Consider the following 22,159-nt stretch of genomic DNA (forward strand, 5'->3'; position numbering starts at 1 on the left):
CTTTTGTGACGCAGTCCTCGAACACGTATTCGTTGACATCCTTGACAGGGGACACGATCGAATTTATGTTCGATGGGGTGGGCGCGAGACTCGCGGCTCGCGCCCACCCCGTTGGATTCGTGCCTTCGTCGTCGGCGGAGACGGATGCGGCACGGCCCGCGGCGTGGGCCGGACGGGGAGAGGGGAAGCTCCTCGTCCGGCCGCCCACGGGACAAAGCGTCGGGCGATCTCGGGCGGTTCACGAGATCTCCCGGCCGGCGAAATTGTCGGTGCGGTCTGCGACTGTGAAGTCACCGGCGACCTTCGCCGGAGTGCCACGACTCAAGGAGGCGGGCATGACTGAGCAGAACGACGATCAGAAGAGCGGGCCCCGGCTCTCTCAGGCGGTTCTGGCACACCTCGCGGACGCCAGGGCATGCCTCGCGGACGCCACCGTCGGGCCCACCCCCGCGGACCGCTACGTGTCGGCCCATCTGGCGGCCCTGCGTGCGGCGGCCGGAATCCTCGCGGCCCGTCCACGTCCGATGGACGGCCGCAGGCGGCGGCTGCGCAGCGCCTGGGAGCTGCTGCCGGAGGCCGAGCCCAAGCTCGCGGACTGGGCGGCCTACTTCGCGGTGAGCGCGACCAAGCGTGCGGCGGCCGAGGCCGGAATGGTCCGCGCCGTCACGCAGAACGACGCGGAGGAAATCATAGCGGAGGCGGACAGGTTCGTCGGAGAGGTGGAGTCGATCCTCGGCCTGCCCGGCCGCCCCACCCTGCCGATGGCGGGCTGACGCCGCGTCCCGGGCCGTGAGCCGCACCGGCGACGCTGGTGGTTCTGCCGGTCGCCACGAGGTGCTCGGCGTATGCAAGGACGCCTCGGCCCACGGTGATCGTGATCCGAGCCTTCCCGCCTCCGCTCATACCCGGGACCATACTCACGGCGGGCGGTCAGACGGGGTCGCGCTCCAGGGGGCAGCTCATGCAGCGCGGCCCGCCGCGTCCGCGGCCGAGCTCGCTGCCGCGGATCGTGATGACCTCGACGCCGTGCCTGCGCAGGTGGTTGTTGGTCGTGGTGTTGCGTTCGTAGGCGACCACCACACCCGGCTCCAGCGCCAGCACGTTGCAGCCGTCGTCCCACTGCTCTCGCTCGGCCGCGTGCACGTCCTGCGTCGGCGTCAGGACCTTGATGTCGTCCAGGCCGAGGGCTCGCGCGATCGCCTTGTGCATGTCCTCCGGCGGGTGATCGGTGACCTTGAGCTCCTTGTCGGTGTCGCCCGGCTCCACCGTGTAGGAGGGGAGCATGCCGAGCCCGGCGTATTTCGTGAACACGCCCACGTCGACGTTGGTCATCACGGTGTCGAGGTGCATGAACGCGCGAGTCTTGGGCAGATCGAGCGCCACGATGCGGGTCGCCGATCCCGCGCGGAACAGGTTGGTCGCGAGCATCTCGACCGCCTGCGGCTGGGTGCGCTCGCTCACGCCGACCAGCACCACGCCGTCGCCGAGCACCAGGACGTCGCCGCCCTCGATGGTGGCCGGGGCCATCCGCACGCCCTCGTACCAGACGTTGAACCCGCCGCCGGCGGGGTTGCCGTATCCCGCGGCGAACAGCGGGTGCCACCGGTAGACCGCCTCGTAGTTGACGGTCTCCCGCCTGCGCGCCTTCTTGCGCATCGGGTTGATCGAGACCCCGTCGTACACCCAGCAGGAGGTGTCGCGGGCGAACAGGTGGTTGGGCAGCGGAGGGAGGACGAAATCGTCCATGCCCAGCGTGTGGAAGGTGATGGAGCCCGGGTCACAGCCCAGCTCCATGATCTCGCGTTTGGTGATCCCGCCGGTCAGCAGCGGTGCGAGCGTGTCCGCGTCGAGGGCGTCGAGCGTGTTGCGGATCGCGTCGGCGGCCAGCGGGCCGAACCAGTGCTCGTCGACGCTGCCGTCGAGGATGTGCTTGCGTGCGTCGGGGATCTCGATCACCTCCCGCAGGAGGTCGCCGAGGTGGTGCACCTCGATGCCGCGCCCGGCGAGCACCTCGCACCACTCCCGGTGCTCCTCCAGCGCGCGGTGCACCCACAGCACGTCGTCGAACAGCAGGCCGTCCTTGTTGCCCGGGGTGAGCCGCTTGAGCGCGAGTTCGGGGATGTCGACCAGGACGCGGCGAAGCCTGCCCACCTCGGAGCCCACGTGAAACGTCATATCCTGCCTATCCCCGCGTGACAGGAATCACTCGTACCGGCGGCTCCCCGATGCGGAGGCGCCGCCCGTGACTACGCCGAGAGGGCGGGCACGGGGAGCCGCGTACGGACCGGACGGGAGGTCAGAAGGACTCGACGGCGCGGCGGGCCTCCGCGTCGAGCACGCCCCAGTGGATGAACTCCTCGGTCAGCTCGACCGGCGACTTGTCGTAGATGACCGCGAGCGAGCGCAGGTCCTCCTGCCGGATCGACAGCACCTTGCCGTTGTAGTCGCCGCGCTGGCTCTGGATGGTGGCGGCGTAACGGGCAAGCGGACCGGCCTTGTCCTTCGGCAGCTGCGACAGCCGCTCCAGATCGATGACCAGCTTGGGAGCGGGCGCAAGCGGGCTGGGGGCGGCTCCGCCCGGAAGAAGCTCGGACACCGGCACTCCGTAGAAATCCGCGAGCTCTGCGAGCTTCTGCACGGTCACCGCGCGGTCGCCCCGCTCATAGGAGCCCACGACGACGGCCTTCCACCGTCCGCGGGACTTCTCTTCCACACCGTGCAGGGACAGTCCCTGCTGGGTTCGGATGGCGCGCAGGCGCGCGCCCAGCGACTTGGCGTAGTCAGACGGCATCGTGTGGCCCCCGGCTTTCTATGTCTCTTCTCACTTGATTGTGCGTCCTTGTCCTAAGCGTTCCAAACACCGGGGCTGGCACCGTGACCGGCACCTTCGGTGACCGCTGCGTCGGGTTTTACCCAGGAAGGTCGCGTGTTGTGGTTACGGACAGTGACGGTAAAGCCGACACTCCCAAAGGTCAAGCTGATTGGAAAAAAGAGCGTCAAACAGTGCTCTCACCGAAATCCCCGACACCCGGTGTGATGCGGCTTCCGATCCCCTGACGCGTCCCCTGCCACGTCCCCTGCCACGTCCCCCGCACGTCCCCGGGCTTCCGCCTCGCGTCCTCGTCACGCCGCCGGTGAACGGTCCCTCCACGGGGCATCGCCCCTGGCGGGAGGGGGGTTCCCAGACGGCCCTGATACTCTAAGCAGACCTGACACCCTTTTAAGACCCGTCCCGTGAGGCGGGAAAGGTGGTGAGTTTCATGTCTGATGCCCGAAATCAGGCCCGTTCCGTCCTGGAGGGGCCCGACATCCACCGGGCGCTCACACGGATCGCGCACGAGATCATCGAGCGGACCAGGGGCGCGGAGAGCGTCGTCCTGCTCGGCATCCCCACCCGTGGCGCCACCCTCGCGCAGCGCCTGGCCGGGCGCATCGCGCAGTTCGAGGGGATAAAGGTTCCCGTCGGCGCCATCGACGTCACGATGTACCGCGACGACCTGCGCCTGCGGCCCGCGCGCCCACTCGGCCACACCGATCTGCCGCCGGACGGCGTCGACGGCAGGACCGTCGTCCTCGTCGACGACGTCCTCTACTCCGGCCGCACCGTGCGCGCCGCGCTCGACGCGCTGAACGACGTGGGCAGGCCCAGGGCGGTCCAGCTCGCCACGCTCGTGGACCGCGGCCACAGGGAGCTTCCGATCCGCGCCGACTACGTCGGCAAGAACCTGCCGACCTCGAAGAGCGAGAAGGTCAAGGTCTTCCTGGAGGAGACGGACGGGCGCGACGCGGTCGTGCTCATCAAGGAGGACGACCGATGAAGCAGCACCTGATCTCGGCCGGCGACCTCGCCCGCGACGACGCGCTCCTCATCCTCGACACGGCCGAGGAGCTGGCCCGGGTCTCGCAGCGGTCCATCAAGAAGCTGCCGACGCTGCGCGGCCGCACGGTGGTGAACCTCTTCTACGAGGACTCCACCCGGACCCGCATGTCCTTCGAGGCCGCGGCCAAACGCCTGTCGGCCGACGTCATCAACTTCTCCGCCCGCGGGTCGAGCGTGTCCAAGGGCGAGTCGCTGAAGGACACCGCGCGCACCCTGGAGGCCATGGGCGCCGACGCCGTCGTGATCCGGCACGGCGCCTCGGGCGCGCCGCACCGCCTGGCCACCTGGGTGCGCGGCAGCGTGGTCAACGCCGGGGACGGCACCCACGAGCACCCCACCCAGGCGCTGCTCGACGCCTTCAGCATCCGCCGCAGGCTGGGCCGGATCGAGGGCCTGAAGATCGCCGTCGTCGGCGACGTGCTGCACAGCCGGGTCGCCCGGTCGAACGTGCTGCTGCTGCACACGCTCGGTGCGGAGGTGACGCTGGTCGCGCCGCCGACCCTGCTGCCGGTCGCGGTGGAGAGCTGGCCCTGCCAGATCTCCTACGACCTCGACGCCGTGCTGCCCAAGTCGGACGTCGTGATGATGCTGCGGGTCCAGCTCGAACGGATGAACGCGGCCTACTTCCCCTCGGCGCGGGAGTACAGCCGCCGCTACGGCCTCGACCGCGACCGCTTCGCCCGCCTGCACGACGACGCCATCGTCATGCACCCCGGCCCGATGAACCGCGGGATGGAGATCTCCGCGGAGGTCGCCGACTCGCCGCGCTCGACGATCGTGGAGCAGGTCGCCAACGGCGTGACGGTCCGGATGGCCGTTCTCTACCTGCTGCTCGGCGGTTCCGAGCCGGCGATCGGGGGCGCCGAATGAGCACGTACGACCTTCACGAGGAGACTGTGACCACCATCCTCATCAGGGGCGCCCGGATCCTGGGCGGCGCCCCGAGCGACATCCTGCTGCGCGACGGCGCCGTGGCGGAGACGGGCGGCCTCGCGGGCACGCGGGCGGACCAGACGATCGACGCCGACGGGCTGATCGCCCTGCCCGGCCTGGTGGACCTGCACACCCACCTGCGCGAGCCGGGCCGGGAGGACGCGGAGACCGTCGAGACCGGCACCCAGGCCGCGGCGCGCGGCGGATACACCGCCGTCCACGCCATGGCCAACACCTCCCCGGTCGCCGACACCGCCGGCGTCGTGGAGCAGGTCTGGCGGCTGGGCCGCCAGCACGGCCACTGCGACGTCCAGCCCGTGGGCGCGGTGACCTCCGGCCTGGAGGGCCGCCAGCTCGCCGAGCTCGGCGCGATGGCCGACTCCGCGGCCCGCGTGCGGGTCTTCTCCGACGACGGCAAGTGCGTGTCGGACGCCGTGCTGATGCGCCGGGCGCTGGAGTACGTCAAGGCGTTCGACGGCGTCATCGCCCAGCACGCCCAGGAGCCGCGGCTGACCGAGGGCGCCCAGCTCAACGAGGGCGCGGTGTCGGGCAGGCTCGGACTGACCGGCTGGCCGGCGGTCGCCGAGGAGGCGATCATCGCCCGTGACTGCCTGCTCGCCGCGCACGTCGGGTCCCGGCTGCACGTCTGCCACGTCTCCACCGCCGGGTCCGTCGAGATCATCCGCTGGGCCAAGTCGAAGGGCTGGGACGTGACCGCCGAGGTCACCCCGCACCACCTGCTGCTGACCGACTCCTGCGCGGAGAGCTCGCCGCTCGGGCCGTACAACCCGATCTACAAGGTCAACCCGCCGCTGCGCACCGACGAGGACGTGCGGGCGCTGCGCGAGGCGCTGGCCGACGGCACGATCGACTGCGTGGCCACCGACCACGCGCCTCACCCGGTCGAGGACAAGGAGACCGAGTGGGCCGCGGCGGCCATGGGGATGATCGGCCTGGAGACGGCCCTGTCCGTGGTCCAGGAGGCCATGGTCGAGACCGGGCTGCTCGACTGGGCCGGCGTCGCCGACCGCATGTCCGCGCGGCCGGCCAGGATCGGCCGGCTGGCCGGGCACGGCCACCCGATCGAGCCCGGCGTCCCCGCCAACATCACGCTGTACGACCCGTCGGTCCGGCAGCCCGTGGACCCGGCGGCGATGGCGTCGAGGAGCCGCAACACCCCCTACGAGGGACTGACCCTGCCCGGCCGCGTCGTCGCCACCTTCCTGCGCGGCCGTCCCACCGTTCTCGAAGGGAAGCTCGTATGACAGCCCTGCTCGTGCTCGAGGACGGACGCGTCTTCGAGGGAACGCCGTACGGCGCCGTTGGCGAGACGTTCGGCGAAATGGTCTTCAACACCGGCATGACCGGCTACCAGGAGACGCTCACCGACCCCTCCTATCACCGCCAGATCGTGGCGATGACCGCGCCGCACATCGGCAACACCGGTGTCAACGACGAGGACCCGGAGTCCGGCAGGGTCTGGGTCGCGGGCTACGTGGTGCGCGAGCCGTCGCGGATCCCGTCGAACTGGCGCTCCCGCAGGACGCTCGACGACTACCTGCGCGACCAGGGCGTCGTCGGCATCGCGATGCCCGGCACCCGCGCCCTCACCCGTCACCTGCGCGAGCGCGGCGCGATGCGCGCGGGCATCTTCAGCGAGGGCGGCGAGGTCGCCGAGCTGGTCGAGCGGGTGCGGCGCTCGCCCGGCATGGAGGGCGCGGACCTGGCCCGCGAGGTCAGCACGGGCGAGCCCTACGTCGTGCCGGCCGTGGGGCGCAAGCGCTTCACCGTCGCGGCGGTCGACCTCGGCATCAAGGCCATGACCCCGCAGCGGATGTCCGAGCGGGGCTGCGAGGTGCACGTGCTGCCCGCGACCGCCAAGGCGGCCGACATCCTCGCCCTCGACCCCGACGGCGTCTTCTTCTCCAACGGCCCCGGCGACCCCGCCGCCGCCGGATACGCGGTCGAGTCCCTGCGGGAGGTGCTGGGCGAGAGCGTGCCGTTCTTCGGCATCTGCTTCGGCAACCAGATCCTCGGCCGGGCGCTCGATCTCGGCACCTACAAGCTGCGGTACGGCCACCGCGGGGTGAACCAGCCGGTGCAGGACCGAAGGACCGGCAAGGTCGAGATCTCGGCGCACAACCACGGTTTCGCCGTGCGGGCGCCGCTGGACGGGCCCTTCGAGACGCCGTACGGCGCGGCGGAGGTCAGCCACGTCAACCTCAACGACGACTGCGTGGAAGGGCTGCGCCTGCTGGACCGCCCGGCGTTCAGCGTGCAGTACCACCCCGAGGCGGCCGCGGGCCCGCACGACGCCGCGTACCTGTTCGACGAGTTCTGCGAGCTGATGGAGAAGAAGGGGGCCCAGGGTGCCTAAGCGTACGGACATCAGGTCCGTCATGGTGATCGGCTCCGGCCCGATCGTCATCGGACAGGCGTGTGAGTTCGACTACTCCGGCACCCAGGCCTGCCGCGTCCTGCGCAGCGAGGGCTTCCGGGTCATCCTCGTCAACAGCAACCCGGCCACGATCATGACGGACCCGGAGTTCGCCGACGCCACCTACGTCGAGCCGATCACGCCGGACATCGTCGAGAAGATCATCGCCAAGGAGCGGCCCGACGCGCTGCTGCCCACGCTGGGCGGCCAGACGGCGCTCAACACGGCCGTGGCACTGCACGAGGCGGGCGTGCTCGACAAGTACGGCGTCGAGCTGATCGGCGCCGACATCGACGCCATCCAGGCGGGGGAGAACCGCGAGCGGTTCAAGGAGATCGTCGCCAAGGTGGCCGCCGAGCGCGGCCTCAACGCCGAGTCGGCGCGCAGCGTGATCTGCCACACCATGGACGAGTGCCTGCGCGGGGCCGACGTGCTGGGCTACCCGCTCGTCGTCCGCCCGAGCTTCACCATGGGCGGCGCCGGCTCCGGCTTCGCCCACGACGAGCAGGAGCTGCGCCGCATCGCCGGCGCCGGCCTCGACGCGTCCCCGACCACCGAGGTCCTCCTGGAGGAGTCGATCCTCGGCTGGAAGGAGTACGAGCTGGAGGTCATGCGGGACCGCAACGACAACGTGGTCATCGTGTGCTCCATCGAGAACATCGACCCGATGGGCGTCCACACCGGCGACAGCGTGACCGTGGCGCCCGCGCTGACCCTGACCGACCGCGAGTACCAGAACATGCGCGACGTCGCGATCGCGGTCATCCGCGAGGTCGGCGTCGACACCGGCGGCTGCAACATCCAGTTCGCGGTCGACCCGCAGACCGGCCGGATGATCGTCATCGAGATGAACCCGCGTGTGTCGCGGTCGTCGGCGCTGGCGTCCAAGGCCACCGGCTTCCCGATCGCCAAGATCGCCGCCAAGCTCGCGATCGGCTACACCCTCGACGAGATCCCCAACGACATCACCAAGGAGACCCCGGCGTCGTTCGAGCCGTCGCTCGACTACATCGTGGTCAAGGTGCCGAGGTTCGCGTTCGAGAAGTTCGCCGGGGCCGACGAGACGCTGACCACCCACATGAAGTCGGTCGGCGAGGCGATGGCGATCGGCCGATCGTTCCCCGAGGCGCTGCAGAAGGCGCTGCGGTCGCTGGAGAAGAAGGGGTCCTCGTTCAGCTGGGCGGGCGAGCCGGGCGACCTGGACGAGCTCCTGGAGGCCTGCCGCAGGCCCCACGACGGGCGGCTGCGCACGATGCAGCAGGCCATCAGGGCGGGCGCCACCCCCGAGCAGGTCCACGAGGCCACGAAGGTGGACCCGTGGTTCGTCGACCAGCTCTTCGCCATCGACGAGGTCGCCCGGTCGATCACCGCGCTCGACCGGCCCACGCTCGAGCTGGCCAAGCGGAACGGCTTCAGTGACGCGCAGATCGCCGAGATCCTGGGCGTGCCGGAGGCCGAGGTGCGGGCCGAGCGCCACGAGCTCGGCGTGCGGCCCGTCTACAACACCGTCGACACCTGCGCCGCCGAGTTCGCCGCGCGCACGCCGTACCTCTACTCCACGTACGACGAGGAGACCGAGGTGCCGGTGGGGGACCGGCCCAAGGTGATCATCCTGGGCAGCGGGCCCAACCGCATCGGCCAGGGCATCGAGTTCGACTACGCCTGTGTGCACGCCTCGTTCGAGCTGGCCAAGGCCGGCTACGAGACCGTCATGGTCAACTGCAACCCCGAGACCGTCTCGACCGACTACGACACCTCCGACCGGCTCTACTTCGAGCCGCTCACGCTGGAGGACGTCCTGGAGGTCGTGCACGCCGAGCAGGAGACCGGGCCGGTCGCCGGCGTCATCGTGCAGCTCGGCGGCCAGACGCCGCTCGGGCTCGCGCAGGCGCTCAAGGACGCCGGGGTGCCGGTGGTCGGCACCTCGCCCGAGTCGATCCACCTCGCCGAGGACCGCGGGGCGTTCGGCCGGGTCCTCGCCGAGGCCGGGCTGACCGCGCCCAAGCACGGCACCGCGATGACCGTGGACGAGGCCAAGGCCGTCGCCGACGAGATCGGCTACCCCGTGCTCGTACGGCCGTCGTACGTGCTCGGCGGGGCGGGCATGGCCATCGTGTACGACGAGGACACGCTGGCGACCTACATGGCAAGGGCGGCCTCCGAGCACCCGGTGCTGATCGACCGGTTCCTCGACGACGCCATCGAGATCGACGTGGACGCGCTGTTCGACGGCGAGGAGCTCTACCTCGGCGGCGTCATGGAGCACATCGAGGAGGCCGGCATCCACTCCGGCGACTCGGCGTGCGCCCTGCCCCCGATCACGCTGGGCGGGTTCGACATCAAGCGGATCCGCGCGGCCACCGAGGCCATCGCTCGCGGCGTGGGCGTGCGCGGCCTGCTGAACGTCCAGTACGCCCTGGCCTCCAACGTGCTGTACGTCCTGGAGGCCAACCCCAGGGCCAGCCGTACGGTGCCGTTCGTGTCCAAGGCCACGGCGGTGCCGCTGGCGAAGGCGGCGGCGCGGGTGATGCTGGGCGCGACGATCGCCGAGCTGCGCGCCGAGGGCATGCTGCCGGACGGGTACGACGGCGGCACGCTGCCGATGGACGCGCCGGTGGCGGTCAAGGAGGCGGTGCTGCCGTTCAACCGGTTCCGCGGCGTGGACATCGTGCTCGGGCCGGAGATGCGCTCGACCGGCGAGGTCATGGGCATCGACGAGTTCTTCGGCACGGCCTTCGCCAAGTCGCAGCTGGCGGTCTACAGCTCGCTGCCGACCAAGGGGCGGGCGTTCGTCTCGGTCGCGAACAAGGACAAGCGGGCCATGATCTTCCCTGTGAAGGTGCTCGCGGACCTCGGTTTCGAGATCCTGGCCACGGAGGGCACCGCCGAGGTGCTGCGCCGCAACGGCGTACGTGCCAAGATCGTGCGCAAGCACAGCGAAGGCACCGGTCCCGACGGCGAGCCGACGATCGTGCGGCGCATCCTCGACGGGGAGGTGGACCTCATCGTGAGCACTCCGTTCGGCAGCCCCGGCCAGTCCGGGCCGCGCCTGGACGGGTACGAGATCCGCACCGCCGCCGTCAACCGCGGCATCGCCTGCGTCACGACCGTCCAGGGCCTGGCGGCCGCCGTCCAGGGCATCCTGCACATCGCCAGGGGTGACATCGACGTGCGTTCCCTCCAGGAACACGCCAGGAGGCTGCGAGACTAGCCCGAACACACGCGGAGGGCTTGGGCGCCCGTCGCCGCGCGAGCGGAGCGGGCGCCAGGAACAGGGAGCAGGGAGTGGCCGGCAGTCCGGTTCAGGTCACGGGCACGGTGCTGACGACGCGCCGCGTGGACGCCTACCATGCGCTGACCGTCGTCGCACCGGGCATCGCCGACCGGTTCCGGCCCGGCCATTTCGTCACGGTCGCCGTCGGGGGCCGCGACTCCTCGATGCTCACCCGGCGGGCCTTCACGATTCACGACGTGAAGCCGGACTACGGTGGCACGGTGGAGCTCGTCTTCGGCGTTCGCGGCGCGGGGACGGCCTGGCTCGCCGACCTGCGGGCGCGCGACACGCTCGACCTGGTCGGCCCGCTCGGCCGTCCCTTCCCCCTGCCGCGCGACCCCTGCACCTGCGTGCTGGTGGGCGACGAGCACGGCGCGGCGGCGCTGTTCGCGCTGGGGGACGCGTTGCAGCAGCGGGGGTGCCGCATCGACTTCGTGCTGGGGGCGCCGTCGGCCGACCGGGTCTTCGGGGCGCTGCGGGCCCGCCGGATGGGCGAGACGACCACGCTGACGACCGAGGACGGCTCGCTCGGCATGCGCGGCACGGTGACCGACGTGCTGCCCGGCGTGATCGCCGACGCTCGGGCCGACGCGGTCTACGCGTGCGGCCCCATGGAGATGCTGCGCGGCGTCACGGCGGTCGCCGCCGACTTCGACATCCCCGTGCAGGTGGCCGTGGAGGAGTCCATGGCCTGCGGCATCGGCGTCTGCATGACGTGCGTGGTGCCGGTGATCGGCGACGATGGCGTGACCCGCATGGTCCGCGCCTGCACCGAGGGCCCGGTGTTCCGGGGCGAGCGGGTGCGGTTCGACGACGTCGGGACCATCCCGTTCGACGCGCTCGGCGCGCCCGGTGGCCGGCATGCCTGAGCCGGGACGGGGGGACCGGCGGTGACGGCCGACCTCCGGACCTATCTGGCGCATGTGGAGTTGCCCAACCCGGTGCTGACCGCCTCCGGCTGCGGGGGGACCGGCCGCGAGCTGGCCCAGTTCTCCGACGTCCACCGGCTGGGCGCGTTCGTCACCCGGTCGATCACCATGGCCCCCCGCGCGGGACGGCCGACGCCGCGGATGGCCGAGACCCCTTCCGGGCTGCTGAACGCCGTGGGCCTGCAGGGCCCGGGCGTCGAGGCGTTCCTGGAGCGCGAGCTGCCCTGGCTGGCCGAGCGGGGCGCCCGCACGGTGGTCTCGATCGGCGGCGGCACCGTGACCGAGTACACCGCGCTGGCGCGGCGCCTGGCCGGCGCCGCCGGCATCACCGCCGTGGAGATCAACCTGTCGTGCCCGAACGTCGAGGACCGCGGCAGGGTGTTCGCCCGTGACGGGGCCGCCGCGGCGGAGGTCGTGGCGTCGGTGCGCGCGGCCACGCCGTACGAGGTGCCGGTGATCGCCAAGCTGTCGCCGGACGTGGCGGACGTCGTCGCGGTCGCGCGGGCGTGCGTCGACGGCGGCGCCGACGCCCTCGCGATGATCAACACGCCGGTCGGGATGAGCATCGACGTCGACACGATGCGCCCCGCGCTCGCGGCCGGCACCGGCGGCCTGTCCGGCCCCGCCGTACGGCCCCTGGCGGTGCGCTGCGTGTGGCAGGTCCACGCGGCGCTGCCCGGGGTGCCCATCGTGGGCATGGGCGGCGTGACGACTGGCAGGGACGCCCTTGAGCTCATCCTGGCGGGCGCCTGCGCCGTCGCGGTGGGCACGGCGCTGTTCCACGACCCCTACGCCTGCCCGCGCGTCCTGAGGGAGCTTGAGGAGCTCCTGCAGGAGCGCGGGTTCGACCGGCTCGCCGACGTCGTGGGCCTGGCCCACCGCCCGGCGGGCGCGCAACCACGAACACGCACAGATCTCGAGGAGAGTTCGCTTTGACCACGCCCGCTCCCATCGCCGTCGCCCTGGACGCGCCCGACCTGGAGACCGCGGCCCGCTGGGCCGGCCTGGTCACCCCGCACGTCTCCACGGTGAAGGTGGGACTGGAGCTCTACCTGCGGTACGGGCCCGACGTGATCGCCTCGGTGCGCGGCGCGAGCGGCGTGCAGGTCTTCCTGGACCTCAAGCTGCACGACATCCCGAACACCGTGGCCGCCGCCGCCCGGGCCGTCGCCCGGCTCAAGCCCACCTACCTGACCGTGCACGCCGCCGGGGGGCCCGCCATGGTGCGGGCGGCCGTCGAGGCCTCCCCCGGCACACGGATCGCGGCCGTGACGCTTCTGACGTCGCTCTCCGAGGCCGATCTCCGCGAGGTCGGCATCCAGGGACCCCCGGTCGACGCCGCGCGCCGTATGGCCGCCGTGGCCGTCGGAGCGGGGGCGCAGGCCCTCGTCTGCTCGCCCAGGGAGGTCGCCGCCGTACGCGCCGAGGTCGGTCCGGACGTGACGCTCATCACTCCGGGCGTACGGCCCGTCGGCGCCGACACCCAGGACCAGGCGAGGGTGGCCACCCCGGAGGACGCGATCGCCCAGGGGGCCGACCTCCTCGTGATCGGCCGGCCCATCACCGGGGCGCCCGACCCCGGCGCGGCCGCCGCCGGGATCGCCGCCGCGCTGCGCCGCGTGAGCCCCTGACGGCTCGCCGGACGCGAGTCCGCGAGCCGTCAGGGAAACGGCTCGGCGAGGGTCTTCGCGGCCCGTGAACGTCTCATGCGGCCGTCACCAAGCGTCATCCGGTTCCGGGCCTGCTGAGGCGGTTTTGATCTACGAAGAGTAACTTTTCGAATACCAAAAGTAGTAAAATCAATTTTGTAGTCGCAGAACCCCCGCTTGACGTTGCCGTTACGGCCAAGACCAGCTAGTTTCCCCCATCGTCCGAGTACATCGACAAGAAATTCGAGGTGACCCGGCGTGGCTCTTCCTCCCCTGACCCCCGAGCAGCGCGCCGCAGCTCTTGAGAAGGCTGCCAAGGCACGCAAGGAGCGTGCCGAGGTCAAGAACCGGCTCAAGCACGGCGCGGTTTCTCTGGCTGAGGTGCTGAAGGATGGGCAGACCGACGACGTCATCGGCAAGATGAAGGTCTCGGCTCTGCTGGAGTCGCTCCCTGGCGTCGGCAAGGTCCGCGCCAAGCAGCTCATGGAGCGCCTTGGTATCGCCGAATCCCGCCGTGTGCGGGGTCTCGGCGCCAACCAGCGCGCCTCCCTGGAGCGCGAGTTCGGCGGCGCCGAGAGCTGATCTCGGCGGCGTACGAACGAGTTTCACGGGGGTACGGAGTGACCGACACGTCCCGGTCCGCTGGAGATCGGGCCCACGAGGCAGTCGCGACCAGCGGGTTCCGGGCACGCGGCGGTGACTCCATGCCTCGCCCGCGCCTGACGGTCCTGTCCGGTCCGTCGGGTGTGGGGAAGTCCACGGTCGTCGCCGAGCTCCGGCGGTCCCACCCGGAGGTGTGGCTGTCGGTCTCGGTGACAACCAGGAAGCCCCGTCCGGGGGAGCGGCACGGCGTGGAGTACTTCTTCGCCGGCAACGACGAGTTCGACGAGCTCGTCGCCTCCGGCGAGCTCCTGGAGTGGGCCGAGTTCGCCGGCAACCGGTACGGCACGCCCAGGCGGCCCGTGCTGGAGAAGCTGGCGGCAGGCGTCCCCACCCTGCTCGAGATCGACCTGCAGGGCGCCAGGCAGGTGCGCACGACGATGCCCGAGGCCCTGCTCGTGTTCCTGGCCCCGCCGAGCTGGGAGGAGCTGGAGCGGCGGCTGCGCGGCCGCGGCACCGAGCCTCCCGACGTGATCGCCCGCCGTCTCGAGGCGGGCCGGATCGAGCTCGCGGCGGAAAAGGAGTTCGACCTCACGATCGTCAACACGTCCGTCAAGGACGTGTGCCACCGGCTGATAACCTTGATGGGAAACTCACCTAGCTAGGGGAATCACTGACGTGGCAAGCAGCTCCGCCTACGCGGAAGGCATCACCAACCCGTCGATCGACGCGCTCCTCGACATCGTCGACAGCAAGTACAGCCTCGTGATCATGGGGGCGAAGCGGGCGCGCCAGATCAACGCCTACTACTCGCAGCTCGGCGAGGGCCTGCTGGAATACGTGGGGCCCCTCGTGGAGACCCACGCCCAGGAGAAGCCGCTGTCCATCGCCCTGCGCGAGGTCTCCGAGGGCCTGCTCACCTCTGAGCCCATCGAGGGCTGAGCACCGCCTCCGTCATGACGTCTGTCGTGCTGGGCGTGAGCGCGGGCATCGCGGTCTACAAGTCCTGCGAGCTGCTCCGCCTTTTCACCGAGTCGGGACACGACGTGCGTGTCGTGCCGACCCGGGACGCTCTGCGGTTCGTCGGCGAGCCGACCTGGGCGGCGCTGTCGGGCAATCCGGTGACCACCGAGGTGTGGGAGTCGGTCCACGAGGTGCCGCACGTGCGCATCGGGCAGTCGGCCGATCTGGTCGTCGTGGCCCCGGCGACGGCGGACGTGCTGGCCCGGGCCGCGCACGGCATGGCCAACGACCTGCTCACCAACACCCTGCTCACGGCCCGTTGCCCGGTGGTGTTCGCGCCCGCGATGCACACCGAGATGTGGGAGCACCCGGCCACGCGGGCGAACGTGGCGACGCTGCGCGAGCGCGGCGCGATCGTGATCGAGCCCGCCGTCGGCAGGCTCACCGGCGCCGACACCGGCCCGGGGCGGCTGCCCGACCCCGCCGAGATCTTCGAGGTGTGCCGCCGCGTGCTGGCGGGCCGGCGCGAGGACCTGGCCGGGCGGCACGTCGTCGTCTCCGCCGGTGGCACCCGTGAGGCGATCGACCCCGTGCGTTTCATCGGCAACCGGTCCTCGGGGCTGCAGGGATACGCCCTCGCCCGTACGGCCGTCGCCCGGGGCGCGGAGGTCACGCTCGTGGCGGCGAACGTGACGCTGCCCGATCCCGCGGGCGTGAAGGTCGTGCGGGTGGAGTCGGCGCGGCAGCTGCGCGACGCGGTCCTTTCCGCGGCCGGGCATGCCGACGCGGTCGTGATGGCCGCCGCGGTCGCGGACTTCCGGCCCGTACGGCAGAGCGACACGAAGATCAAGAAGTCGTCCGCCGAACCCGATCCAATCCATCTGACGAAAAATCCCGACATCCTGGCCGAGCTGGGGGAGAACCGCCGGGCCAGGCGAGAGGCGTACGCCGCGGGAGACGCGCCCGCGCCCGAGGCTCCGGCGGGTCGCCGGGGCGTAGCCGGACACGGGCCTGGCGCCGCGCAGGAGGCCGGGGCAGGGCCGGGGCCGCGGGTGATCGTGGGCTTCGCCGCGGAGACCGACGACGTTCTGGCCAACGGCCGGGCCAAGCTGGCGCGCAAGGGCTGCGACCTGCTCGTGGTGAACCAGGTCGGGGAGAACCTGGCGTTCGGCACGCCGGACAACGCGGCCGTCGTCCTCACGGCGGAGGGCGGCTCCGTGGAGATTCCGAGGGGTCCCAAAGAGGATCTCGCCGACGTAGTGTGGGATTTGGTGGCGCAGCGTCTCGCCTGAATTCCGCGTGGTGCCGGTGCGGGCGCCCGCCCCGCCCCCGTAGGTCGTGCGTCGAGGGAGCGATCGCCATGCCGGTGTCCGCCACGATCAGGGAGCGCTGCCGGGCGATGCTCGGCCCCGGCGAGGACATCCGCTATGTGTTTCCCGCGGTGGCGCTGCCGCCTCCCGCCACGATCGGTTTCCTCGTCGTGGTCACGGACAGCTCCGTCACTCTGCTGTCCACCAAGATGTTCAGCAGGAACGAGCCGTCCGGCGTGTGGGCCCGCTACCCCCGCCGCACCCGCCTCGGCCCGGTCGAGTTCGGATCGGGGCCGCGCATCGAAATCGGCGGCATGACCCTGGAGGTCGACGACGAGTACGCCGCCGTGGTGGCGGCGGCCGACGCGGAGGCCTTCTCGCCCGGCGACCTGCCCAGAGATCCCTTACCCGACCTTTGACGGCGTGTCCGGAGACGCGTCGGGTCCTCTCGCCGGCCGCTGCGCCGATGACCGTAACCCGGACGGCTTCGCGGCTCCGCAGCCCGTAAGGCTAGACTCGCGTGAGCATCGAGTGGCCGCAGGTAGGGCACGGCTCTACCGCCGGTCACTCATGGACGTCAGCAGCCGCTGCATGAGGAGCCCTGAGTTGTCCCGTCGCCTGTTCACCTCCGAGTCGGTCACCGAGGGCCACCCGGACAAGATCGCCGACCAGATCAGTGACGCGATTCTCGACGCCATGCTTAAGGACGACCCCAAGAGCCGGGTCGCCGTCGAGACGCTGATCACTACTGGCCAGGTCCACGTCGCCGGCGAGGTGACGACGGAGACCTACGTCGACATCCCCGCGCTGATCCGCGAGAAGATCCTCGAGATCGGGTACGACGCCTCCCACAAGGGTTTCGACGGCGCCTCCTGCGGCGTGTCGGTGTCGATCGGCGCGCAGTCTCCGGACATCGCGCAGGGCGTGGACGACGCCTACGAGCACCGCGAGGGCGAGGGCGGCGACGCCTTCGACCGCCAGGGCGCCGGCGACCAGGGCCTCATGTTCGGCTACGCCTGCCGCGAGACCCCTGAGCTCATGCCGCTGCCGATCCAGCTCGCGCACCGCATGGCGCGCCGCCTGTCCGAGGTGCGCAAGAACGGCTCCGTGCCCTACCTGCGCCCCGACGGCAAGACCCAGGTCACGATCGAGTACGACGGCGACCGCCCGGTCCGCCTCGACACCGTGGTCGTCTCCACGCAGCACGCCCCGGAGATCGACCTGCGCGAGATGCTGACCCCCGACATCCGCGAGCACGTGGTCGAGCCGGTGCTGGCCGACCTGGAGATCGAGACCGAGGGTTACCGCCTGCTGGTCAACCCGACCGGCCGTTTCGAGATCGGCGGCCCCATGGGTGACGCCGGGCTCACCGGCCGGAAGATCATCATCGACACCTACGGCGGCATGGCCCGTCACGGCGGCGGCGCCTTCTCCGGCAAGGACCCGTCCAAGGTCGACCGCTCGGCCGCCTACGCCATGCGCTGGGTCGCCAAGAACGTCGTCGCGGCCGGCCTGGCCGACCGCTGCGAGGTCCAGGTCGCCTACGCCATCGGCAAGGCCCAGCCGGTCGGCCTGTTCGTCGAGACGTTCGGCACGGAGAAGGTGCAGATCGACGCGATCCAGGACGCGGTGCTCCAGGTCTTCGACCTGCGGCCCGCCGCGATCATCCGCGACCTCGACCTGCTGCGCCCGATCTACTCCGAGACCGCCGCCTACGGCCACTTCGGCCGTGAGGGCTTCTCCTGGGAGTCCACGGACCGGGCCGACGCCCTGCGTACGGCCGCAGGCCTGTGACCCCCTCCTGACGAGCGACCCATCATCGCCCCGGCGGCGCCCGCCCCTCGCGGCGGGCGCCGTTTGCGCGTGCGCGGACGTCCACAGACGGCGGGCGTACGTGTGATTGCGGCTCGCCGGGTCTGGTAGGACGTAGACGTGACCGAGCCGACCCGCGCCCCGCATCCTCAGGAGGCGCTTATTCCGGCGCCTCCGGCCGCCCCGCGGCGGGCCGCCGAGCGTACGCGGGGAACGGCTGAGCGGGCGAGCGCGTCCACGGGGGCGTCCAAAGGCGCATCCAGAGGCACATCTGCACGCGCGGCCACAGGCACGGCCAAGGGCGCTCGCGAGGCGGCGCCGGACCTCCCCGTCGCCCGGGTGGTGGTGGACACGCCGCTGCCGCATCTCGACCGGCCCTTCGACTACCTCGTCCCTACCACGATGGACGCCGAGGCGGTGCCCGGCTGCCGGGTGCGCGTCCGCTTCGCCGGCCAGCTCGCCGACGGTTACCTGCTCGAACGGCTGGCCGAGAGCGAGCACACGGGCCGGCTGTCCTTCCTGGAGCGGGTGATCTCCCCGGAGCCCGTCCTCACCCCCGACATCGCGCGGCTGGCCCGCGCCGTGGCGGACCGGTACGCCGGGACCATGCCGGACATCCTGCGGCTGGCCGTCCCGCCGCGGCACGCCCGGGTCGAGGCCGAGGCGAGGGCCCCCGCACGGCGGGCGGCTCCCCCCGGCGCCGGCGTGTCCCCGGCCGCCGAGGAGCCCGTACGCGTGACGGCGGACACCCGTGGCCCGCATGCGAGCCCCGTCGAGGGAGCGGAACCCGCAGAGCGGAATGCGGGCCAGACAGAGCAGGATGCGGGGCTCGCAGAGCGGGATGCCGGCCAGGCAGATGCGGGCCATACAGAGCAGGCGGCGGCCCGCGACGACGCGGCACCCGCGGCGACAGCGTGCGAGGAGGAGGCCCACGGGGGCACGGCGCCGCACGAGACTGCGCCACACGAGACTGCGCCACACGAGACTGCGCCACACGGGGCGGCGGCACACGAGGCGGCAGGGCGGTGGGCGGCGCGGGCGCACGGCGACGCGTGGAGGGCCTACCCCGCGGGCGCGTCCTTCCTGGAGGCGCTGGCCGAAGGCAGGGCGCCGCGCGCCGTGTGGACGGCCCTGCCCGGAACGGACGCCGCCGGGCCCTCGTGGCCGCACGCCATAGCGGCCGCCGCGCGGGCGACGCTGGACGGCGGCCGGGGCGTCGTCGTGGTGGTCCCCGACGGCAAGGACGTGGCGCTGGTGACCGCGGCCCTGGGGGAGACCCCGCACGTGGCGATCACGGCGGACCTCGGCCCCGCCGAACGCTACCGGCGCTGGCTCAAGGCGCTGCGCGGCGAGGTCGGGATCGTGGTGGGAAACCGCCCCGCGGCGTACACGCCGATGGCCCGACTCGGGCTGGCGGTCGTCTGGGACGACGGCGACGACCTGCACGCCGAGCGCCACGCGCCCTACCCGCACACACGGGAGGTCCTCGGCCTGCGCGCGCACCAGGCCGGTGCGGGCCTGCTCGTCGGCGGCTACACGCGCACGGCCGAGGCCACGGCGCTCGTCGAGACGGGCTGGGCGGCCCCGCTCGTCCCCGACCGGGCGGTGGTCCGGGCCCGGGCGCCCCGGGTGCGCCCGGCGGGAGACGACGCCGAGCTGGCGCGTGACCAGGCGGCCCGGGCGGCCCGCCTGCCCAGCCTCGCCTGGCGGGCGCTGCGGGAGGGACTGGAGCACGGGCCTGTGCTCGTCCAGGTGCCGCGCAGGGGTTATCTGCCCGCGCTGGCGTGCCGTCACTGCCGCGCCCCCGCCCGCTGCTCGGGCCTGCCGCCGGTGCGCCCGGCCCCGGAGCCCGTCGCCACGGGGCCGGTGTGCTCGGGCCCGCTCGCGCTGCGCGGCGGGCACGCCGTGCCGTACTGCCGCTGGTGCGGCCGGATCGCGGGCGACTGGCGCTGCCCGTCCTGCGGCGGGAACGGAGTGCGGGCCGTCATCGTGGGCGCGCGGCGCACCGCCGAGGAGCTGGGCCGGGCCTTTCCCTCGGTGGCCGTGCGCACCAGCGGGCGCGACGGCGTGCTCGCCACGGTGAGCGGAGCCCCGGCGCTGGTCGTGGCGACGCCGGGGGCCGAGCCGGTGCCGGACGGCGGCTACGCGGCCGCCGTGCTGCTCGACGGATGGGCGCTGCTGGGCCGCCCCGATCTGCGCGCGGCCGAGGAGGCGTTGCGGCGCTGGACGAACGCCGCCGCCCTGCTGCGGCCCGCGGGGGAGCTGGTCGTCCTGGCCGACGCCGCGGTGCCCGCCGTACAGGCCCTGCTGCGCTGGGATCCCGTCACCTTCGCCGAGCGCGAGCTCGACGAGCGGGCGGAGCTCGGTTTTCCCCCCGCGGTGCGGATGGCCACGCTGACGGGCCCGGGGGCGGCCGTCAGGGAGACGCTGGCGGACGCCGTGCTGCCCACGGGGGCGCAGGTGCTGGGGCCGGTGCCGGTGGACGGCGGGCTGGAGCGGGCCATGGTCCGGGTGCCGCGCCACCTCGGGTCCGCGCTGGCCCGCGCGCTCAAGGGCGCCTCCGGTGTGCGCTCCGCGCGCAAGGCACCGGACGTGGTACGTGTGAACATTGATCCTCTCGACCTCATCTGACCGATTCGCCTCGCACAAAGCGAGCCGTTAGCGTGCCTGTGTGTCGATCGAATGGGTGAACCGGGCCATCGACGGCCTCCGCGCCTGGGGGCGCGAGCGGAGCGTCGAGGTCGACGTCGACGAGGTACGTCTGCTGTGCGACTACGCCAGCGACTACCTGGAGGTGAACGAACTGGGCGATTTCCGGCCGGGCACCTTCGAGGAGCTCCTGCTGGAGATCTACCCGCGTAAGGTCATCGCGCCGCCGGAGAGCGCAGCGGAGACGGTCGCCGCGGCGCGGACACTGGTCGAGTTCCTGCTGGACACGGGCGAGATCGGCAGCAAGACGGCCGTCCGGATGCGGGAGACCATCGACCGCATCGAACCGGAGATGCCGCGAGCGCTGGCCGACACGTCCAAGTTCGGCATGGCCAAGAGCCTGTTCAGCGCCATCGGCCCCGACTCGCTGGAGCTCGACGCGGCCCGGGGCGTGGGGGCCCAGGGTGTGGGGACACAGGGCGCGGCGGACGGCGACGACTGTGACTGCCCCGGCTGCGCGCCCCTGCCGCCCGTACGGCTCGCGCCGCGCGAGGAGGTGGCGCGCGCCGTGCGCGAGGTGCCGCTGCTGCGCGACGCCCACCGGGTGGTGACATGGCTGGTGGAGGGCGGACGCACGGTGACGACGCGCCGGTCCCTGCGGGTCAGGGACGCGCGCGCGTGCACGGCCGAGCTCGGTGTCGAGTGCCCCGAGCCGGCCTGGCGTCTCGCGCTCGACCTGGGCCTGGCCCGGCTCGACGGCACCGCCGTCGCGATCGGGGAGGTGTTCCGCGAGCTGGACTCCCGGGCCGAGGAGGAGCTGCTCGGCCTGTGGCGGGGGACGCTGGAGTTCCTCGTCGAAAGGTGCGGGCCGCTCACCGGGGAGGCGGTGGTGGACGAGGGGATGTCCCAGATCCACGACCTGCTCTACCGGCTGCAGTCGCCCGTCCCGGTGGACGCGCTGGCCGACTACCTGCGCGAGGTGGCCGCCGGGCGGCCGGTGGGCAGGCTCGACGAGGCGCTGACCGCCCTGGCGTACGCGGGAACGGTCCAGCGTACCGAGGACGGCCTGGCCCTGACCCCGCACGCGCTGTGGGGCCTGCGCGAGCTGTACGCCGGCATGGGCCTGGACGCGCCGCTCGCGCCCGCCCCTGCCGAAGGGGACGCGAGCGGGCTGATCGCCGGCCTGATCGGCGACGGCACGGCCGACGAGGCGGCCGAGCGCGACATCGCCGAGTGGCTGTCGCGGCGCACCGCCGAGCAGGCGGCGGCGGAGCTGCTCGCCGCCGTGGCCGGCGCCCCGGCGGAGGTGCGCGGGGTCGCGGTGACCATCGTGGACCGGCTGGGGACGGAGGCGGCGCCGGTCGTGCGGTCCTACCTGGACGACACCGAGCTCCGCCCGCACGCCATCCACTGGCTGTCCTCGCGTGGCCTGGACGCGCCCGCGCTCACCCCCGAGGAGGTCCTGTGGGTGAGCGTCGACATGCTGGCGCTGGCGCTGCCCGCCGCCGAGGCCGATCCGGAGGGCTTCGCGGAGAACATCGCGGCCTCGGGACCGCCCGCCCATCTGATCGAGGACATGTGGCGGGTGGACCACCCCGACGTGGTCGAGGTTCTCGAACTGCTCGGCAGCACGCTGCCGGACCAGGCGGCCGCCAAAGCCGCCCGGAAAGCGGCTTTCAAGGCTCGTTCGCGGGGCATCGGGTGACTGCTGTGCAGTAAGTTG

General features: G+C 72.2%; 19 protein-coding genes. 17 read left to right on the forward strand and 2 right to left on the reverse strand.

Annotation, left to right across the window (positions count from 1 at the left end; genetic code table 11):
• The first annotated feature begins 335 nt into the window (after window positions 1-335).
• Window positions 336-773, forward strand: a complete 438-nt coding sequence (locus ACQPZZ_RS14420; protein ID WP_076432068.1) for an SAV_6107 family HEPN domain-containing protein — start codon at window positions 336-338, stop codon at window positions 771-773.
• A 157-nt stretch (window positions 774-930) separates the two neighbouring features.
• Here the strand turns inward: ACQPZZ_RS14420 and ACQPZZ_RS14425 are convergent, their stop codons facing one another.
• Both ACQPZZ_RS14425 and bldD read right to left on the reverse strand, forming a co-directional pair.
• Complete coding sequence (locus ACQPZZ_RS14425; RefSeq protein WP_432932346.1) at window positions 931-2,175, reverse strand: arginine deiminase; 1,245 nt, start codon at window positions 2,173-2,175, stop codon at window positions 931-933.
• Window positions 2,176-2,296: 121 nt separating this feature from the next.
• A complete protein-coding gene (bldD, locus tag ACQPZZ_RS14430; protein WP_030508976.1) occupies window positions 2,297-2,791 on the reverse strand; it encodes a transcriptional regulator BldD in 495 nt (164 codons plus the stop codon).
• Window positions 2,792-3,260: 469 nt separating this feature from the next.
• Between bldD and pyrR the strand changes: the two genes are divergently transcribed.
• The 16 genes from pyrR (at window position 3,261) to ACQPZZ_RS14510 (ending at window position 22,141) form a co-directional block, all read left to right on the forward strand.
• A complete protein-coding gene (gene pyrR / locus ACQPZZ_RS14435; protein WP_363636940.1) occupies window positions 3,261-3,818 on the forward strand; it encodes a bifunctional pyr operon transcriptional regulator/uracil phosphoribosyltransferase PyrR in 558 nt (185 codons plus the stop codon).
• Entirely contained in the window at window positions 3,815-4,750 is a 936-nt protein-coding gene (locus ACQPZZ_RS14440) for an aspartate carbamoyltransferase catalytic subunit (RefSeq protein ID WP_432932347.1), read from the forward strand. Before pyrR ends, ACQPZZ_RS14440 begins: the two co-directional genes overlap by 4 nt.
• Window positions 4,751-4,776: 26 nt before the next feature.
• Entirely contained in the window at window positions 4,777-6,078 is a 1,302-nt protein-coding gene (locus tag ACQPZZ_RS14445) for a dihydroorotase (protein ID WP_432932348.1), read from the forward strand.
• Complete coding sequence (carA, locus tag ACQPZZ_RS14450) at window positions 6,075-7,190, forward strand: glutamine-hydrolyzing carbamoyl-phosphate synthase small subunit (RefSeq protein ID WP_432932350.1); 1,116 nt, start codon at window positions 6,075-6,077, stop codon at window positions 7,188-7,190. Before ACQPZZ_RS14445 ends, carA begins: the two co-directional genes overlap by 4 nt.
• Complete coding sequence (carB, locus tag ACQPZZ_RS14455; protein ID WP_432932352.1) at window positions 7,183-10,461, forward strand: carbamoyl-phosphate synthase large subunit; 3,279 nt, start codon at window positions 7,183-7,185, stop codon at window positions 10,459-10,461. Before carA ends, carB begins: the two co-directional genes overlap by 8 nt.
• A gap of 74 nt (window positions 10,462-10,535) precedes the next feature.
• Window positions 10,536-11,393, forward strand: coding sequence for a dihydroorotate dehydrogenase electron transfer subunit (locus ACQPZZ_RS14460; protein ID WP_363636930.1), 858 nt, complete (start codon window positions 10,536-10,538; stop codon window positions 11,391-11,393).
• Between the two features lie 21 nt (window positions 11,394-11,414).
• Window positions 11,415-12,389: a dihydroorotate dehydrogenase gene (locus ACQPZZ_RS14465; protein WP_363636928.1), complete on the forward strand. Its 975-nt coding sequence runs from the start codon at window positions 11,415-11,417 to the stop codon at window positions 12,387-12,389.
• The gene (gene pyrF, locus ACQPZZ_RS14470; protein ID WP_432932355.1) at window positions 12,386-13,084 is read left to right on the forward strand and encodes an orotidine-5'-phosphate decarboxylase; all 699 of its coding nucleotides are present in this window, start codon (window positions 12,386-12,388) and stop codon (window positions 13,082-13,084) included. Before ACQPZZ_RS14465 ends, pyrF begins: the two co-directional genes overlap by 4 nt.
• Window positions 13,085-13,360: 276 nt before the next feature.
• Window positions 13,361-13,684: an integration host factor, actinobacterial type gene (gene mihF / locus ACQPZZ_RS14475; RefSeq protein ID WP_030450375.1), complete on the forward strand. Its 324-nt coding sequence runs from the start codon at window positions 13,361-13,363 to the stop codon at window positions 13,682-13,684.
• 122 nt (window positions 13,685-13,806) lie between these two features.
• A complete protein-coding gene (gene gmk / locus ACQPZZ_RS14480) occupies window positions 13,807-14,367 on the forward strand; it encodes a guanylate kinase (protein WP_432932356.1) in 561 nt (186 codons plus the stop codon).
• Window positions 14,368-14,380: 13 nt separating this feature from the next.
• On the forward strand, window positions 14,381-14,644 hold the full coding sequence (gene rpoZ / locus ACQPZZ_RS14485; protein ID WP_030508986.1) for a DNA-directed RNA polymerase subunit omega: 264 nt from the start codon (window positions 14,381-14,383) through the stop codon (window positions 14,642-14,644).
• 14 nt (window positions 14,645-14,658) lie between these two features.
• Window positions 14,659-15,957 carry a bifunctional phosphopantothenoylcysteine decarboxylase/phosphopantothenate--cysteine ligase CoaBC gene (gene coaBC, locus ACQPZZ_RS14490; protein ID WP_432932358.1) on the forward strand — a complete coding sequence of 433 codons (1,299 nt, stop codon included), beginning with the start codon at window positions 14,659-14,661 and terminating at the stop codon, window positions 15,955-15,957.
• Window positions 15,958-16,025: 68 nt separating this feature from the next.
• Window positions 16,026-16,394 carry a hypothetical protein gene (locus ACQPZZ_RS14495; protein WP_363636919.1) on the forward strand — a complete coding sequence of 123 codons (369 nt, stop codon included), beginning with the start codon at window positions 16,026-16,028 and terminating at the stop codon, window positions 16,392-16,394.
• 187 nt (window positions 16,395-16,581) lie between these two features.
• Entirely contained in the window at window positions 16,582-17,769 is a 1,188-nt protein-coding gene (gene metK / locus ACQPZZ_RS14500; RefSeq protein ID WP_363636917.1) for a methionine adenosyltransferase, read from the forward strand.
• A gap of 138 nt (window positions 17,770-17,907) precedes the next feature.
• Window positions 17,908-20,418: a primosomal protein N' gene (locus tag ACQPZZ_RS14505; protein ID WP_432932361.1), complete on the forward strand. Its 2,511-nt coding sequence runs from the start codon at window positions 17,908-17,910 to the stop codon at window positions 20,416-20,418.
• Between the two features lie 40 nt (window positions 20,419-20,458).
• Entirely contained in the window at window positions 20,459-22,141 is a 1,683-nt protein-coding gene (locus tag ACQPZZ_RS14510; RefSeq protein WP_432932363.1) for a hypothetical protein, read from the forward strand.
• Window positions 22,142-22,159 lie beyond the last annotated feature (18 nt).

Origin of the sequence: Microbispora sp. CA-135349 (genome assembly GCF_050947365.1) — a bacterium.
Classification (GTDB): domain Bacteria; phylum Actinomycetota; class Actinomycetes; order Streptosporangiales; family Streptosporangiaceae; genus Microbispora.